At 73.0% G+C, this 17239-nt stretch carries 12 protein-coding genes; 7 read left to right on the top strand and 5 right to left on the bottom strand.

From position 1 onward, the window contains the following. The first annotated feature begins 135 nt into the window (after window positions 1-135). The 4 genes from VMI11_00950 to VMI11_00935 are packed head-to-tail and all read left to right on the top strand — an operon-like array spanning window position 136 to window position 3972. On the top strand, window positions 136-1134 hold the full coding sequence (locus tag VMI11_00950; protein ID HTY70974.1) for a zinc-dependent alcohol dehydrogenase family protein: 999 nt from the start codon (window positions 136-138) through the stop codon (window positions 1132-1134). A gap of 27 nt (window positions 1135-1161) precedes the next feature. Then, window positions 1162-2175: an alcohol dehydrogenase catalytic domain-containing protein gene (locus VMI11_00945; protein ID HTY70973.1), complete on the top strand. Its 1014-nt coding sequence runs from the start codon at window positions 1162-1164 to the stop codon at window positions 2173-2175. A 28-nt stretch (window positions 2176-2203) separates the two neighbouring features. Then, entirely contained in the window at window positions 2204-2944 is a 741-nt protein-coding gene (locus VMI11_00940) for an SDR family oxidoreductase (protein HTY70972.1), read from the top strand. A 44-nt stretch (window positions 2945-2988) separates the two neighbouring features. Continuing rightward, complete coding sequence (locus VMI11_00935; protein HTY70971.1) at window positions 2989-3972, top strand: SGNH hydrolase domain-containing protein; 984 nt, start codon at window positions 2989-2991, stop codon at window positions 3970-3972. Between the two features lie 17 nt (window positions 3973-3989). On the opposite strand, the gene VMI11_00930 is transcribed toward VMI11_00935, so the two are convergent. From VMI11_00930 to VMI11_00915, 4 genes are read right to left on the bottom strand one after another with little or no spacing between them, the layout of a single operon-like run. Beyond that, window positions 3990-5042: an aldo/keto reductase gene (locus tag VMI11_00930; protein HTY70970.1), complete on the bottom strand. Its 1053-nt coding sequence runs from the start codon at window positions 5040-5042 to the stop codon at window positions 3990-3992. 39 nt (window positions 5043-5081) lie between these two features. Continuing rightward, complete coding sequence (locus VMI11_00925; protein HTY70969.1) at window positions 5082-6692, bottom strand: hypothetical protein; 1611 nt, start codon at window positions 6690-6692, stop codon at window positions 5082-5084. Next, on the bottom strand, window positions 6689-7462 hold the full coding sequence (locus tag VMI11_00920) for an ABC transporter ATP-binding protein (GenBank protein ID HTY70968.1): 774 nt from the start codon (window positions 7460-7462) through the stop codon (window positions 6689-6691). Before VMI11_00920 ends, VMI11_00925 begins: the two co-directional genes overlap by 4 nt. Next, window positions 7459-8181: a TetR/AcrR family transcriptional regulator gene (locus tag VMI11_00915; GenBank protein ID HTY70967.1), complete on the bottom strand. Its 723-nt coding sequence runs from the start codon at window positions 8179-8181 to the stop codon at window positions 7459-7461. The genes VMI11_00920 and VMI11_00915 overlap by 4 nt, the downstream gene beginning before the upstream one ends. 116 nt (window positions 8182-8297) lie before the next feature. On the opposite strand from VMI11_00915, the gene VMI11_00910 reads away from it, so the two are divergent. Further along, complete coding sequence (locus tag VMI11_00910; protein HTY70966.1) at window positions 8298-10568, top strand: MMPL family transporter; 2271 nt, start codon at window positions 8298-8300, stop codon at window positions 10566-10568. A 164-nt stretch (window positions 10569-10732) separates the two neighbouring features. Then, window positions 10733-13921 (top strand): BTAD domain-containing putative transcriptional regulator, encoded by a 3189-nt coding sequence (locus VMI11_00905; protein HTY70965.1) that lies wholly within the window; start codon window positions 10733-10735, stop codon window positions 13919-13921. Here the strand turns inward: VMI11_00905 and VMI11_00900 are convergent. Continuing rightward, a complete protein-coding gene (locus VMI11_00900) occupies window positions 13858-15993 on the bottom strand; it encodes an alpha/beta fold hydrolase (protein ID HTY70964.1) in 2136 nt (711 codons plus the stop codon). The two genes, VMI11_00905 and VMI11_00900, sit on opposite strands and share 64 nt — an antisense overlap. Before the next feature lie 132 nt (window positions 15994-16125). Here VMI11_00900 and VMI11_00895 point away from each other — a divergent pair, with 132 nt between their 5' ends. Further along, window positions 16126-17175: a class I SAM-dependent methyltransferase gene (locus VMI11_00895; GenBank protein ID HTY70963.1), complete on the top strand. Its 1050-nt coding sequence runs from the start codon at window positions 16126-16128 to the stop codon at window positions 17173-17175. The last annotated feature ends 64 nt before the right edge of the window (window positions 17176-17239 follow it).

Below are 17239 nucleotides of genomic sequence, written 5' to 3'. Positions count from 1 at the left end.
GGTTCCGGTCTTTGACCATGAGCCGCCCCGCGGTCGCGTTGGCACTGCGGCGGGCCACCGAGCAGCGTCTGACGTCCCGGTGAGGTTCGCTCGCCAGAGCCGGCGTCGGCCCGGCAAGGTAGACCTGTGAACGGCATGCTGGCCTGGGTCGTGGACTCACCCCGTCCGATCGATTCGGGGCCGCTGCGCCGGGTCGAGCGGGAGGTGCCGGAGCCGGGCACCGGTCAGGTCCGGGTCCGCGTCCGCTGCTGCGGGGTCTGCCGTACGGACCTGCACCTCGCGGAGGGGGACCTGGCGCCGCGCCGGCCCGAGGTCACGCCGGGCCACGAGGTGGTCGGGGTGGTTGACGCCGTCGGGCCCGAAGCGACCCGCTTCGCCCTCGGTGAGCGGGTGGGCGTCCCCTGGCTGGGCCGCACGGACGGGTCATGTCGATACTGCCGGCAGGGTGCCGAGAACCTCTGCCTCGACCCGCGGTTCACCGGCTGGGACATCGACGGCGGTTACGCGGACCTCTGCATCGTCGACGAGGCGTACGCCTATCGCCTGCCGAGCGGACTCGACGACGAGCACGCAGCCCCGCTGCTGTGCGCCGGCATCATCGGCTATCGGGCCCTTCGCTGCACCGAGATCCCGCCGGGAGGGCGGCTCGGGATCTACGGGTTCGGTGGCAGCGCCCACCTCACCGCTCAGGTCGCGCTGCACCTGGGGATGCGGGTGCACGTGCTGACACGCGGCGAGCACAACCGCGCACTCGCGACCGCTCTGGGCGTGGACTCCGTGGGCGCCGCGACGGACAGCCCGCCGGAGAAGCTCGACGCAGCCATCCTCTTCGCCCCGGCCGGCGACCTGGTTCCGGTGGCGCTGGCCGCGCTGGATCGGGGCGCCACGCTCGCGGTGGCCGGGATCTGGCTGTCGGACATCCCCGCCCTGACCTACGACACGCACCTGTTCCAGGAGCGCAGGCTGCGCAGCGTCACCGCGAACACCCGCCACGACGGGGAGGAGTTCCTCAGCCTGGCGGAGCGCTTCCGGATCCGGACCACCACGGTGGCGTACGGCATGAGCGACGCGCCGCGCGCGCTCGCGGACCTGGCGCACGGGCGCTTCGGCGGAGCGGCGGTGCTGCATGCCTGAGTGCTCGAGTCCCGGCGGATGAGCACGATGCGCGCCTTCGTGGTCACGGCGCCCTATGCCGCCGAGGTCCGTGAGGTCGAGGCCCCGAGAGCCGTCCCGGGCGAGGTGGTCGTCGAGGTCGGACGGGTCGGGGTGTGCGGCACCGACGTCGAGTTCTTCACCGGCGAGATGCAGTACCTGCACGAGGGCCACGCCCAGTTCCCCATCCGGCTCGGTCACGAGTGGATGGGCACCGTCGTCGAGGTCGGCGAGCACGTGGACCCCTCGTGGCTGGGCCGCCGTGTCACCGGCGACACCATGCTCGGGTGCGGCACCTGCCGGCGGTGCGCGAGCGGCCTGCAGCACGTGTGCGAGTACCGGGACGAGGTCGGGATCCGTGGCGGCCGGCCGGGTGCGCTGGCGGAGCGGCTCGCGGTGCCCGTCACCTCGCTGCACGCCCTCCCTGACAGCGTCGATGACGTGCTCGGGGCGCTCGTCGAGCCCGGCGGCAACGCCCTTCGCTCCGTGCGCGGGGCCGATGTCGGGCCCGGCCGGCGGCTGCTCGTGCTCGGGGCGGGAACGATCGGCCTGCTGTGCGCGGAGTTTGCACGGGCGGCCGGTGCGGAGGTCCACCTCATGGGCCGCTCGCAACGTTCGCTGGACTTCGCGCGTTCGCTGGGCTTCGACGGTGTGTGGGCCGAGCCCGATCTGCCCGGTCTGGCGTGGGATGCAGTGATCGACGCCTCGAACGCGGCGATGCTGCCGGCGCGGGCGCTGGAGCTCGTCGAGCCCGGCCGGCGCGTCGTGTACGTCGGCCTCGCCGGGACGCCCAGCCTCGTGGACACGCGCGTCCTCGCGTTGAAGGACGTGACCGCGGTCGGCGTCCTCTCCGCCTCCCCCGGCCTCGCCGGGACCATCGAGCAGTACGCCGCGGGCGCGGTGGACCCGCGGGCCCTGGTCGCCGCGACGGTCCCGCTCGCCGACACCGCGGCAGTGCTCGCCGGCGAGCGCCCGGCTGGAGCCGGGCAGGGGCCGAAGATCCACGTGGACCCCCGGCTGTGAGCCGACGCGCGGTGGGAGGAGACAGCCGGTGACGGACTTCGACGGCCTGGTCGCTCTGGTGACCGGGGGCAACAGCGGCATCGGCGCCGCCACGGTGCGGATGCTCGCCGGCCGCGGCGCCCGGGTCGCCGCCCTCGACGTCGCGGTCGACGCCGTCGACAGCGCGATCCTCGCCCTCGAGTGCGACGTCACCGACTCCGCCTCGGTGGACCGGGCGGTGACCGAGGCGGCCGAACGCCTCGGCGGGATCGACGTCCTCGTCAACAACGCGGGGATCGGGGCGACGGGGGACGTCGGGCACAACGACGACGAGGAGTGGGCCCGCGTGCTCGACGTCAACGTCGTCGGGATCGCCCGCGTGACGCGCGCGGCGCTTCCGCACCTGCGTCGCTCGCCGCACGCTGCAGTGGTGAACACCTGCTCCGTCGTCGCCTTCGTCGGAGTCAGGCAGCGCGCGCTCTACTCGGCGAGCAAGGGTGCCGTGGCGGCGCTCACGCTCGCCATGGCCGCCGACCACGTCGGCGAGGGCATCCGGGTGAACGCGGTCGCCCCGGGGACCGCGGACACCCCGTGGGTCTCACGGCTGCTGCAAGCCGCCGAGGACCCGGCGGCCACCGCGGAGGCGCTTCGCCGACGACAGCCGATGGGGCGGCTGGTCACCGCCGAGGAGGTCGCCGCCGCCATCGCCTACCTCGCGTCACCGGCGGCCGCATCCACGACGGGCACCGTCCTCGGGGTGGACGGCGGGATGGCCGGGCTGCGCCTGTGACCGGAGCTGACGAAGCTCTGAGACGGCGCTGGTTCGGTACCCGGGTGCGCCGGCTCGTCCTCGCCCTGATCCCGGTCGCGGTCGTGCTGTCGGCCGTGCCCACCGCGTCGGCCGCTGACCAGCTCCGCCCGGTCCGGTCGGGGAGCGCCAGCCTGCCAGCGGGCGTACCCGACCCGGCCAGGGACCCGATACGCGTGTCCCTCTCGAAGGTCCGGCCGGCGGTGTCGCGGGCGTCGTCGGACAGCCCCGTCGTGTACCGCGACGGCTGCCACGTGCGCTCGATCAGCGCGAGCCGCGCCCACCTGTGCGTCTTCGGCGACACCTCCGCCAAGCGGACCGTGGTCCTCGTCGGGGACTCGCACGCGGCGCAGTGGTTCCCGGCCTTCGAGCGAGCCACCCGCGCCCTGCACGTGCGCCTCGTGTACGCGACGAAGTCGGCGTGCCCCGGGCCTGTGGTGTCGGTACGGATCGGCTCCCATGGTCGGGCGTGCGACGCCTGGCGGCGCAACGTCTACGCCCTCCTGAAGCGACTCCCGCGCATCGATGTCCTCGTGGTCACCGGGTCGGCGCACGCGGCCCTCGTCGACCGACGCACCCACGTCGCGATCCGGGGCAGTGCCGCCGTCGCGCACGAGTGGGCAGCCGGGGTACGCCGGACCGTCGCCGCCCTCGGCCCTTCCGCTGACCGTATCGTCGTGCTACGCGACACCCCCGAGCTCGCGACCGACAGCGGGCGCTGCCTGCTCGCCACCGGCGGGGACAACCGCGCCTGCGGCACGGCGTACTCGCGTGCCGTCCCCAACCCGGTCTGGCGAGCCGAGCGCGACGTCGCGCGCGGCCTGGCGACCGTGGGCACGGCTGACTTCAGCGCCGCGTTCTGCACGTCGACCCGCTGCCGGCCGGTGACCCGAACCGGGATCCTGCGCTGGCGCAACCGAGGCCACATGTCAGCGACCTTCGCCCCGCTGTTGGCCCCACTGGTTCGCCGGATGCTCGCGGCCGCGCTGTCCGGCCGGCTGACGGACTGAGGGGACCGGCCGACGGCTCAGCGGTCGCGTCGGTCCACCAGCCAGCGATCGGCGGGACCGAGCCGGTCAGCAGCCGTCTTCTCCTGGTGCCAGTGCGGGTACGGCAGCGGCTGCGCGCTCACGCTGTCCAGGAGCGAGCGCTCGTCCGGGCTGAGCTCGAGGCTCGCTGCCGCGAGGTTGTCGGCGAGCTGGTCCTCGGTGCGGGCGCCCACGACGACCGACGTCACTCCGGGCTTGGCGATCAGGTAGGCCAGGGCGACCTGCGCCGCGCTGGCGCCGTGGGACTCGGCGATCTCCAGGAGGGTCTCCACCGTGTCGTACAGCCGGTCCTCGTCGTGCACCGGCGGCTCGTCCCAGGCGGTGAGGTGCCGGCTGCCTGCGGGCGGTTGCGCGCCGCGTCGGTACTTGCCGCTCAGCAGACCTCCGGCGAGGGGGCTCCAGACGAGGGTTCCCAGCCCCTGGTCGAGGCCGAGGGGGATGAGCTCGTGCTCGGCGTCGCGCGACTGCAGGGAGTAGTAGATCTGCTGGCTGACGAAGCGCTCGAGGCCGGCACGGTCCGAGACGGCCAGCGCCTTCATCAGCTGCCAACCGCAGTAGTTGGACGCGCCGACGTAGCGGACCTTGCCGGAGCGGACGAGGTCGTCCAGGGCGCTCAGGGTCTCCTCGAGCGGCGTCTGCCCGTCCCACTCGTGCACCTGGTAGAGGTCGATGTGGTCGGTGCCGAGCCGGCGCAGGCTCGCCTCCGCCGCGCGCACGATGTGGTGCCGGGAGAGCCCTGCGTCGTTCGGGCCCGGCCCCATCGGCATCCGCACCTTCGTGGCGATGAGGACCTCGTCCCGGTCCTTGCCCAGGGCCTCGCCGAGGATCTCCTCGGACAGTCCCGCGGAGTAGATGTCCGCGGTGTCGAACAGGTTGACGCCCGCGTCGCGGGCTAGCTCGATCTGCCGGCGGGCGCCGTCGACGTCGATCTGGCCGACGACGCTCGCCCACCCCGTCCCACCGAAACCCATGGTGCCCAGGGTGATCGTCGACACCCGCAGTCCGGACCGGCCCAGCTGGCGATACTCCATGACCCTGAGTCTAGGGAGGCTGACGGGCGGGCTCGCCCCTCACGTCCGGTCGGTGGCCAGCAGCTGAAGGATCTCGGGGGCTCGGGACTCCCACCTCTTCACGGCGGCGCGACGCGCCAGTCCACCGACAACCCAACCGTAGGCCGGACCTACGAGCAGCAGCACGTAGCCGAGCGCGGGGACGAAGAAGGACGGAACCACGAGCAGGCCGAGAGGCAGGGTCGCGACCGCGGCCCCGGCCATGCAGAGGAGGCTGTAGATCGAGGTCAGGCAGCCCTGACCGGCGGCCCCTGTGCTGAAGGCGTTGCCGGTCCGCGGGACCGGGAACGGTGCGAGCACGGCGACCAGACCTGAGCCTCCGACGACGATGAGCAGCAGGCAGACCGACACGCCCAGCGCGGCGGGCAGGTCGCGGACGCTCCCCGCGATCGCGGACGTGACCGCCCCGACGAGCACGAGCAGCGGGATTCCCGCGAGCACGGTCGCCACGTCGCCGCCCAGGAGGTCGCGCTTCTGGTCGCTGTCATGGGTCTGCGTGGCGAGGACCAGCCAGGTGGCGCTGCCGTCCGCGCCGAAGCGGTTCATGCCGCTCAACCCGATCAGCATCGCGACGCCGCAGACGAGGAACACGCCCGCCGCCGGCGGACGCTCCCCCAAGCTCATCGGGGACACGAAGACCACGACGGTGGGGAGCAGGACCGACGTGGCGAAAGCCACTGCTCGCCGCGGGTCGCGGCCGAGGTAGCGCAAGTCCTTCGCGGTAACCGCGCCCGTGCGGCCCGGGGGGAGCACCCGCGCGACGAGCCGAGGCGCCAAGACTGCCCGCCGACGCCGCGATCCGGTGCTGCGGTCGGGCCGTACCGAGGACGCCCTCAGGTTGCGTTCCCACCACCAGAGCAGAGCCACGATGAAGGCGGCCACGGCCGCCATCGAGAGCAGCGCCGGTGCGAGCGGCAGCCCAGGTGCCCGGGCGAGCAGGCCCGGCGGGGTCCAGCGCAAGGGTGACGCGACGCTGTGGAGCGCGTTGCCTCCGCGCTCCTCGGTCTTCAGGAGGACCGGATTGACCAGCTGCACCGACACCGCCACGAGCGCCGCGAGGGCTACGCCGAGGTCGCGCCCTCGGCGTGATCGCAGCACTCGGGACAACGCCGTCGCGCTCGCCCGGCTCGCGACGACGCACATCACCACTTCGAGTGCCGCCGAGGTGAGCGCGACGAGTGCGGAGGTCGGGCCATGGGCCGTACCCGTCACCAGCCCCAAGGTCGCGATCCCGGTGACGAGCGGTGCGACCCCGACGAGGCCCCCGATCCCGAGGACGGTCATGAGCTCTCGCCCGGTCAGCGGCAGCAGGACCAGCCGGCTCGGGTCGAGCAGGTCGTCGCTGCCGAAGGTCAGGACCGGAAGGATGACCCACCCGAGGAACAGTGCAGTGAAGAGCACCGTGGCCGCGTCTTCAGCGTGCGCGGGGTCTCCGCGCAGGCCGGTCAGGACGAGCAGAGCGCCGACCGACAGCACGGCACCGGCGATCGCGCCGAGCAGGAACCCGATGGTGCGTCCATCGGAGCCCGGGCCGGGTCGAAGCGCCCCGCGGAGCAAGGCGAGGCGCAGTCGCACTGCCACCGTGGGCAGCGATTCGGCCTCCCGGGTCACCCGCCGTCCAGCCAGGTCAAGGCGGAACGGCGGTCCCCGGTGCGACCGGCGAGGCCGATGAACACCTCGTCGAGGGACCGTCCGGCGGTGAGCTCACCGAGAGGTCCGGCAGCCACGATCCGCCCGGCGATCATCACCGCCACCTCGTCGCAGAGCCGCTCGACGAGCTCCATGACGTGGCTGGAGAACACGACCGTGCCGCCGCGGGCCGTGAACGCGGCGAGGACCTCGCGAATGGTGCGCGCCGAGATCGGGTCCACAGCCTCGAACGGCTCGTCCAGGAAGAGCACCGGGGGGTTGTGGAGCAGGGCGACTGCGAGCCCGATCTTCTTGCGCATGCCGGTGCTGTAGTCGGCCACCAGCTGGCCACTGGCCTCGCGCAGCTCGAAGACGTCGAGCAGCTCGTCGGCGCGCGTCGCCACCTCGTCCGGATCCATACCGCGCAGTGCGCCACTGAAGAGGAGCAGCTCGCGGCCGGACAGGCGGTCGAAGAGTCGGAGTCCCTCGGGGAGGATCCCCATCCGGCGCTTGGCCTCCACCGGGTCGGACCAGACATAGAACCCAGCCACCCAGGCCACGCCCGCGTCCGGGCGGAGCAGGCCGGTGACCATTGCGAGGGTGGTGGTCTTCCCGGCGCCGTTGGGCCCGACGAGCCCGAAGAAGCTGCCCCGGCGGACGTCCAGGTCCACGCCGTTGACGGCCGGTACCTGGCCGAAGTGTTTGTACAGCCCCCGGATCGCGACGGCGAGGTCGCGGGTGTCCTCGGTCAAGGCGCGGGCACCGTGATCCCGATCGCCCGAGCGGCCAGCTCGGTCTGGGCCTCGAACAGCCGGTCGCGCGCCTCCTCCGGCCACATCGCGAGGTGGCAGCCGGACTCGAGGCTCACGAAGCCGTGCATGGTCATCCAGGCGTGGAGGGTGCCCTGGCACGACGCGAGCGGGAGCTCCGGTCGCCCCTCGGGCCGCTCCTCGGCCATGATCTCCTCCATCTGGGGGACCAGGTGCGTGATGGCCGACGGAGCGAGCCGCCCCGCGTCGTACGCCGCCTCGACGAGGGACATCAGGACGTCCATGGCGCCCTTGGCCGCCTCCGTCGTGCCCGACTCCTCATCGACGGCGAAGCCGGGGATGGGCAGCCCGAAGATGAGCGCGAAGCGTTCCGGCTGGGCCAGCGCCCAGGCCCGGTACGCCTGCATCCCGGCACGCAGTCGCGCCCAGTCGTCGTCCGGGTCGATCGGCGCGACCGCCTTGGCCACGGTGTCGGCCAGGTCGTTGAAGGCGTCGCGGATCAGGGCCGTGAGCAGGTCGTCGCGGTCGGCGAAGTAGCGGTAGAGCGCGGGTGCGCTCATCCCCATGGCGCGGGCGATGTCGGAGAAGTGCACCTGGGTCGTGCCCCGCTCGCGCATCAGCTCGAGCGCGCAGCTCTTGATCTCCGCCAGCGTGGAGGCGCGGACCCGTTCCCGCCGCGACACTGGTGACGCCTGTCCCATGGCCGACATCGTAAAGCCCCTTAACGTTCATGAATCACGCTTGACAAGTGACGTCCGGTAGTGTTCGTTATGAATCGTAACGCATCTGACGCGCCTTCAGCCACGCAGGAGCACCCATGGCCACCCTGACCACCACCGCGGCCGGCACCACCGGCTCGGAGATCCCAGCGCCGGGCCCGCTCGGGCGCCTCGCCCGCGTCGCCTACCGGCACCGGGTCCGCACCCTGCTCGTCTGGGTGGTCGCGCTCGTCGTCGCCGCCGGGCTGTCGGCGGCGTTCTCGGGCCAGTTCAAGGCGGACTACTCCGCACCCGGCGCCGACTCCACCATCGCCCAGAACCTGCTCAAGGAGCGCTTCCCGGCCGCCTCCGGCGACACGGTGAACGTCGTGGTCCGCAGTGCCGGGCCGGTGACCGACCCGGCCACGAAGGCCCGGGTCGAGCGGTTGCTCGCGCAGATGGCCACGGTGGGCAACGTCGCCAACGCCGGTAACCCGTTCACCGAGCCCGGGTCGATCTCTGCCGACGGGCGTACCGCGCTGACCCAGCTGCACCTCGACGTCGTCAACCCGATCGACCAGCCGGTCGCCAACAGCAAGCAACTGCTGTCGATGGCCCAGGCGGCCTCGACCGACGGCCTGCACGTGTCGCTGGGCGGCCAGACGATCGAGCAGGCCGAGCAGGGCAAGATCGGGTCGGAGGGCATCGGCCTGATCGCCGCGATCATCATCCTCCTGGTCATGTTCGGCAGCGTCGTCGCCGCCGGGCTCCCGGTGATCGTGGCCCTGGCCGGGCTGGCGGTCGCCTCGATGCTCACCGGCGTCGTCGCCGCCCTCCTGCCGGTGCCGGACTGGTCCACCTCCCTCGCGACGATGATGGGCCTGGGCGTCGGCATCGACTACGCGATGCTCATGGTCACCCGCTTCCGCGAGTGGCGCTCGCACGGGCTGGAGCCCGAGGACGCCACCGTCGCCACCCTCGACACAGCCGGCCGCTCCGTGATGCTCGCCGGCAGCACCGTGGTCATCTCGATGCTCGGTCTCTTCGCGATGGGCCTGTCCTTCATGCGGGGCGCGGCGCTGGTCACCATCGTCGCGGTGCTGGCCGTGATGGCCTCCGCCATGACGCTGTTCCCGGCCCTGCTCGGCTTCTTCGGCAAGCGCATCGACCGGCTGCGCATCCCGATGCCCCGCCGCGCCCGCGCCGCCGCGGACGTGGCCGACCCCGAGGCGAAGGGCCCGTCGGCCGGCTGGCTGCGCTGGAGCCGCTTCGTGCAGCGCCACCGGGTGCTCGGGGTCGTCACCGGCACCGCCGTCCTGCTCCTGCTGGCCTCGCCGTTCCTCGGAGTCCGCTTCGGCTTCCCCGACGCCGGCAACGATGTGTCCGGGACCTCGACGCGGACGGCGTACGACACGGTCGCCGCGGCGTTCGGGCCGGGCGCCAACGGCCCGCTGCTGCTGGTGGCCGAGCTCCCGTCCGGCGGGTCCACCGCCGCGGTGCAGGAGGTCGTCACCGCGGTCGAGGCGACACCGAACGTGGCCAGCGTCTCGCCGATCCAGGTCAACGAGGCGAAGGACACCGCGATCGTCAGCGTGGTGCCCAAGACCGGTCCGCAGGCCAAAGCCACGGAGACCCTCGTGCACCACCTGCGCGACGAGGTGATCCCGCAGGCCACGGCCGGAACCGGGACGACCGTGCACGTCGGTGGCGTCACGGCGGCCTCCATCGACTCGACCGCGAACATCGCCAAGCGCATCCCGCTGCTCATCGCGGGCGTGGTGCTCCTCTCGATGGTGCTGCTGCTCGTCTCGTTCCGCAGCGTCGCGATCGCGGTGAAGGCCGCGGTCATGAACCTGCTCTCGGTCGCCGCCGCCTACGGCGTCGTCGCCTTCGTCCTGCAGGGGGGCTGGTTCGGTCGGATCTTCGGGATCGACACGCGGACCCCGCTGCCCGCGTTCATCCCGGTGCTCATGTTCGCAGTGCTCTTCGGCCTGTCGATGGATTACGAGGTGTTCCTCATCGCCCGCATGCGAGAGGCCTGGCTGCGCACGCACGACAACGCGACCGCGGTGGTGTCCGGCCTGGCATCGACCGCGCGCGTCATCACGGCCGCGGCAGCCATCATGGTCGCGGTGTTCGCGGCCTTCATCCCGAGCCCGCAGGTGTTCCTCAAGGTGATCGGCATCGGGATGGCGTCGGCCATCTTCATCGACGCGACCGTCGTGCGCCTGCTGCTCGTCCCCGCGGTCATGCACCTGCTGGGTTCGCGCAACTGGTGGCTGCCGGCCTGGCTGGAGCGACGTCTCCCGCACGTCCACGTCGAGGGCCACGAGGAGCACTACCACGCACGGGTCGCCACGATCAGCCCGCAGCCCGCGACCTCCGGCTGAGCTCGCCCCCGCACGCTGGACCCTGGTCCAGCGTGCGGGGGCTTGTGGCGGGCCGACCGGTCGGCTAGCAAGGAGGGATGGCCGCGCCGGCGTCGCCGACCGAAGTCCGCCTGGTCGGGAGGCTGACCGTCCTGTGCGGGGGCGCTCCGCTCGCGGATCGGGACGTGGGGTCGCGCAAGGCGCGCACGCTGCTCGCCCTCCTGGCGGCGGACCCGACGGTCCCGCACGACGCGGACTGGCTCGCGGAGCGCCTCTGGTCCGGCGACGCCCCGCAGGAGCCCGCGGACAACGTCGCGACCCTCGTCAGCAGGCTGCGCGGCGCCCTGGGGGCCGGCGCGATCCTCGGCGACCGTACGGGTTGGCGCCTCGGCGATGTCTCGGTCGACGTGCGCGAGGCACATGCGCTGGTGCGCGCGGCCGGGTCGTGCCTGGCCACGGAGCCGGCGCTGGCCCTCTCCTCGGCGACCTCCGCGCTCGGTCTCCTCGACGGCGAGGCCCTCGTCGGTGAGCCGGCGGCCGACTGGATCGACGCGCTGCGCGCAGAGGTACATCGGCTCGCCGGCGAGGCGCGGCACGCCGGCGCCGTTGCCGCCCTGGCGGTGGACGACCCACAGCTCGCCGTCCGGCTGGCCGAGGAGTCGTGCGCGGCGGACCCCTTCGACGAGGTCGCCGTACGGTTGCTGATGCGCGCGTCGTCGGCGGCGGGGGAGCCGGCCCGCGGCCTGGCCGCGTACGAGCGGCTGCGCCACGTTCTCGCCGAGGAGCTCGGGACCGACCCGGCACCGGAGACCCGCCAGGTCTTCCAGGACGTCCTCGCCGAACGCCCCCCGGAGGCGGAACCGCCCGCACTCGACCGGGTTAGGGTCCCCGTCCCGGCGCCGACGTCGCAGGCCGCCTCGGCTCGCCTCGCCGGGCTGCCGAGCCAGGTCATCGCCGGACGCGAGGAGGAGCTGGCCCGGCTGCGCGAGCGGTGGGGGAGAGCGGTGGCTGGCGAGCCGGGGCTGCTGCTGCTGTGCGGCGAGGCGGGGATCGGCAAGACCCGGTTGGCGGGTGAGCTCGTGGCCATGGTTCGCGCGACCGGCGGCAGCGTGCTGCAGGCCCGCTGCTACGAGACCGAGAGCTCCCTGCTGCTCCAGCCGCTCGTCGACGCGCTGCGCCCGGCGATCCTGCGCTCCAGCCCGGCAGCCCTCCGGGAGATCGCCGGCGACCGCGCAGCCACGCTCGCGCTGCTCGTGCCCGAGGTCGCGGACGTCCTCGGGCCGATGCCCCGGGAGGTCGCGACGCCGGAGACCGAACGCCGGCTCGCCTTCGAGGCCGTGGCCAGCGTGGTCCGTCGCCTGGCCAGCCGCGCACCCGTCCTGCTGCTGCTCGACGACCTCCAGGTGGCCGGCCTGTCCACCCTGGACGGCGTCCACCTGCTCGTCCGCCGCGCGGGATCGGCACCGCTGCTCGTGGTGGCGACCCTTCGAACCGAGGAGGGCCACGAGGCGGTGTCCCGCCTCGGCGAGCTGGCGGAACGTCTCGACGTCGGCCCGCTGTCGCCGGCCGCGGTGGAGGCGCTGGCGGCGTCGGCCGGGCAGCGCCAGCTGGCGGGATCGATCATGGCGCGGACCGGGGGCCACTCGCTGTTCGTCGTGGAGACCCTGCGCGCGCTCCGGGAGGGACAGGAGGGCATCCCCTCGACCCTGAGCGACGCCGTGACCCGGCGCGTGGCGAGAGCCGGGCCGGAGGTCGAGGAGCTGGCCCGCGCCGCCGCGGTCCTCGGCGCGTCCTTCGAGCCCGAGACTGTGGCCGGACTGCTCGAGCTGGGCGAGCCCGTCGCCGCGCGTCGGTGCGAGGCCCTGGTGGCTGCGCGCCTCACGGTCGCGTCCGGGCGGACATATGAGTTCGTCAACGACCTCGTCCACGAGGTGCTGTACGCCACCACGCCGGAGCCGACCCGGCACACCTACCACCGGCGCGCGGCTGAGCTGCTCGCCGACCAGCCCGAGCGGGCCGCGCCCCACGCCGCGGCGGCCGGACAGTGGGCACGCGCAGCGACGTACTGGCTCGATGCCGCTGACCAGGCCAGCCGCCGCTTCGTGCTGCCGGATGCCGAGCGGCTGCTCGACCAGGGCATCGCGGCCGCCGTCGAGGCCGGCGATCCCCAGCTGCAGCTGCGCGGCTATCTCGACCGTGGCCGGGTACGCGAGACCGTCGGCTCCTATCCGCAGGCCATGGCCGACTTCCGGGTCGCCCTCGAGCTCGCGGAACGTGAGGGGCTCGAGCACGGGCAGATGCACGCACATCGCGAGCTCGCCGGCGACGCCGCGGTCGGCATGGGGCTCGGCCTCGACGCTGGGGCCACGCATCTGCAGGCGGCGCTCGAGCTGGCGGCGCGCCTCGGCGAGACCACGGTCGAGGCCGGTCTGTTGGCGCGATCCGCCGTCCTCGCGAGCAACCGGCTGCGCTTCGCCGAGGCACTCGACCTGGGCCGGCGGGCGGTCGCGGCGGGGCGGGCGTCCGGTGACACGCGGGCGCTCGCGCTGGGTCTCGACGGGCTCAAGACCGTCTATGCCTACACCGGCCGCATCGCCGAGCTGACCGCACTCACCGACGAGCTCGAGGTCTTGCTGCGCCGGGCCGGGAACCTGCACCTGCTGCAGTGGACGGTCTTCGAGCGGGCCATGGTGCCGCTGGCGCGGGGCGGGTGGGACCAGGCGCGATCGCTGGTCGAGGAGGCGCTGGCGATCTCGCGGCGCAGCGGACGGATCGGCCACGAGAGCTGGTACCTCGCCCATCTCGGGTGGATCGCGCGCCTGAGGGGCGACCTCGACGACGCCGTCGCCCAGGGCCGGCGCTCCCTCGACGTTCCCTCGACGACGCACACGTGGTTCCAGTCGACGGCGTGCGCGATGCAGGCGGCGAACGTGCTGGCTCGCTCGGGCGACGCGGCGCGTGACGAGGCCCTCCTCCTGCTGCGTCGGGGTCTGGCTGCCGCCGAGAGCGGCAGCGCCGAGAGCTACCGGCTGCGCTGCCTCGCCCCGCTGGCGGAGCTCACCGGCGATGTGGAGCCGCTCGCAGCCGCCGACGACATGCTGCGCTCTGCGACTTTTGCGCCAGGCTGCGCCTGGGTCCACGGCCTGGAGGCCTACCTCGCCCTCGCCCGCGCGTGGCGGGCGGCCGGCGACGACGGACGGGCTCGCGAGGTCCTGACCTCCGTGGTCGGGCCGGCCGAGGACGCGGGCTGGCGAGCCTTGATGGAGGCCTCCGGCGTCTACGCCCTCGTGGCCGAGCTCGCCCCGCGACCTCAGAACAGGTCGGCGAGCCGGGCGGCTGCCCGCCGAGCGCCGTCCGAGGGGACGTCGAGGTAGTCCACCTCGCGTCCGATCTCGTCGGCCAGCGTCTTCGCGAACAGCTCCGGATCACGCAGCTCCTCGATGTCGGTACGACGGCCCGCGCGATGGCGTCGCAGCCGGTGCGTGACGTGGAACTGCTGCTCGAAGTGGTCGCGCAGCGGCACGTACAGGAAGGGGCGACGGTTCGCAACGAGCTCCATCGTCGTCGTGAGACCGCCCTGAACGACCGCGAGGTCGCAGACCGCGAGGTGGCGCCAGAGTCCGGGGACGTATCCGCGGACCTCGACTCCGGGAGGCGCGCCGACGGCGTCCGGGTCGATCCGCGGGCCGGCCACCACGACCATGCGCAGACCTGGGACCTGTTGCGCGGCAATGGGATAGCACGACGCGACGAGACGCAGCAGGCCCAGGCCCACTCCCGACCCGCCCACGGAGACGATGCACACCTGCTCGCCGGGCAGGTAGCCGAGGTCGGCACGCACGCCCTCGACGTCACGGGCCGGCACGGGCTCGAAGCCGGTCACGTGACCGGCGAAGTCGAAGTGCTGCTCGGTCCACTCGCGGATGCCGGGCAGGCCCTCGCCGAGACTGTCCGGGAGGCAGTCTTCGGGGTCGCCCACGAAGACCGCGCGGTCACGCAGCCGCGGGTATCTCTCGACGTGCTCGACCATCTCGGCGTTGTAGTCGCGGGTGAGGCGCGCGTCCTCCGGCCCGTGCTCCGGGAAGGGCACCCAGCCGACGAAGTCGGTGAGCCAGGCGAACGGCTGGCGCTTCAGCTCGGGGTTCTCGTGCAGGAAGTGGTCGACCTCCCACGACTCGTCGGCGATGACCAGGTCATAGGGCTCGGAGCGGGTCAGCTCGTCGAAGACCATGAAGTTGTTGACGAGGATCTCGTCCATGCTCCGGATCGCTTGGAAGGCGTCGAGGGAGTGCTCCCCGCACTCGGACTCCATGTGCGCGGACTCGTTCGCGAGCCAGGCGGACGCGGGGTGGAGCCGCTCCCCGGACTCACGGAGCATCCTCGCGACCGGATCCTGGGTGAGCCATTCGACCTCAACGCCGGGCCTCAGGTCGCGCAGCTGCTCGGCGATCGCGATGTCGCGGCGCGAGTGTCCCAGCCCGATGGGCGAGGACAGGAAGAGCACCCGGCGCGGCCGGCCCATCGACGGACGCCAGGCCGGTGCGGGTCGCGCCGGCGGGGGGTCGACCTCGTCGAGGAAGTCCACGAGGAGGTGGTTGACCACAACGGGGTAGCGCGCCATCGGCAGGTGGCCGGCCCCGGGCAGCGCCACGTACCGGCCGCCCGAGAGCGCTGCCGCGCGCTCGCTGTGTTCAATCGTCTGGCAGGTGTCGGCCTCCCCGTGCACGGTGAGCACGGGGCACGACACCGCTCGCAGGACGGCCCGTACCTCCTCGGGGCTCGACACCGACAGCGGCGCCTCCTGCTCCGCGGTCAGCGCAGCCGCGTCGGTCTGTCGGCCCCAGGACAGGCAGTCCTCGACGATCTTGGTCGAGTGCGGGTCGGAGGCGATGGTGTCGAAGAAGTACTGCAGGTAGCCGTCGAAGTCACGCTGCCAGTAGTACTTGTTGTCCTTGGCCCACCCCTCGTCGGTGTCCAGCTCGACGTCCCAGGGGTGCAACGCGCGCTCGGGGATCGGGTCGGCCAGGTACGGCACCCAGCTCGCCACCGTGAAGACGCCCGATGCCCGTTCCGGGTGCCGAGCCGCGAGGAGGAAGGTCCACCAGGCGCTCGAGCAGATCCCGACGAGCAAGGCGCGTTCGATTCCGACGTGGTCCATCACCGCGACGGTGTCGGCGACGTAGCGCTCGTCGCTGTACGCGGCCGGGTCCGCGGGGCGCCCCGACCGTCCGTTGCCCCGGGGGTCGATGGTGAGCACGCGCGCATGCCGGGAGACGTAGGGGACCTGGGCCTTCCACACCCGGGAGTGCACGATCGGGTCGGTCGGCAGGAAGACCACGTTGCGCCGGGCGGCGTCGCGGCCGGCGGGCTCGAACACCTCGTAGCCGATGCTGACCCCGTCCTCGGCGGTGAAGGTCCCGCTTCGGTCGGGCGGCCGTGCGCGCATGGGACACCTCCTCGGGTGGCTCCGCCCAGCGTTGCGGCGGGGGTTGCAGTCGCACTGCAACGCTCGTGCAACGACGCCGATCAGCCTCCTCCTGACAGTCCGTCAGCGACAGGCAGAGGCGAGGAGAAGCTCATGGCAGTCGACGAAGGCAAGTTGATGGAGTTCCTCGGCCGGTTCGTCGGGGACCTCGGCGCGACGGTGTCCGCCGGTTCGGTCGTCATCGGTGACCGGTTGGGCCTCTACCGTGCGCTCGCTCAGGGGCCGGCGACGCCCGAGGAGCTGGCCAAGCGGACCGGGACCAACGAGCGGTACGTCACCGAGTGGCTGCGCGGCCAGGCGGCCGGCGGGTACGTCGTCTACGACGGCGCGACGTACTCCCTCACCGAGGAGCAGGCGTTCGCGCTCACCGATCCCGACGGCCCGGTGTTCCTGCCCGGCGCCTTCCAGCTCGCGCTCGGCGCGCTCAAGGCGGAGGACCGGATCGGGGAGTCCTTCCGCACCGGCACCGGGATGGGCTGGCACGAGCACGACACCGACGTGTTCATCGGCTGCGAGCGGTTCTTCCGCCCGGGCTACCTGGCCAACCTGGTGCCGGCGTGGATCCCGGCGCTGGACGGGGTCGAGGCCAAGCTGCAGGCCGGGGCGCGGGTGGCCGACATCGGGTGCGGCCACGGCGCGTCGACCGTGCTCCTCGCGCAGGCGTACCCGAGCTCGACGTTCAACGGCTCGGACTACCACGCCGGCTCCGTCGAGGCGGCGCGAAAGCACGCCGCCGAGGCCGGTGTCGCCGACCGCGTGGGCTTCGAGGTGGCGTCCGCGCAGACCTTCGGCGGGACGGGCTACGACCTCGTGGCGAGCTTCGACTGCCTGCACGACATGGGCGACCCGGTAGGGGCGGCCCGGCACGTCCGCCAGGCGCTGGCGCCGGACGGCACGTGGCTGGTCGTCGAGCCGGCCGCGGGCGACGAGGTGAGCGACAACCTCAACCCGGTCGGGCGCGTGTACTACTCCTTCTCCACCCTGCTGTGCGTGCCGAACGCGATGTCGCAGGGCGGCGGGTACGCCCTCGGGGCGCAGGCGGGCGAGGCCGCGATCCGTCGGGTCACCGCCGAGGCGGGGTTCACCCGCTTCCGTCGGGCCGCGGAGACCCCGTTCAACCTGGTCTACGAGGTTCGCCCGTAGCGGCAGCCACCCCGCCGTCCGGCCGACCTGTGGTCCGGGTTCACTTGCCAGGCGTTCGGTGCGC

The organism is Actinomycetes bacterium (genome assembly GCA_035506535.1).
In the GTDB taxonomy this organism is placed as follows: Bacteria; Actinomycetota; Actinomycetes; order DATJPE01; family DATJPE01; genus DATJPE01.
This window is presented reverse-complemented; position numbering and strand designations above follow the sequence as displayed.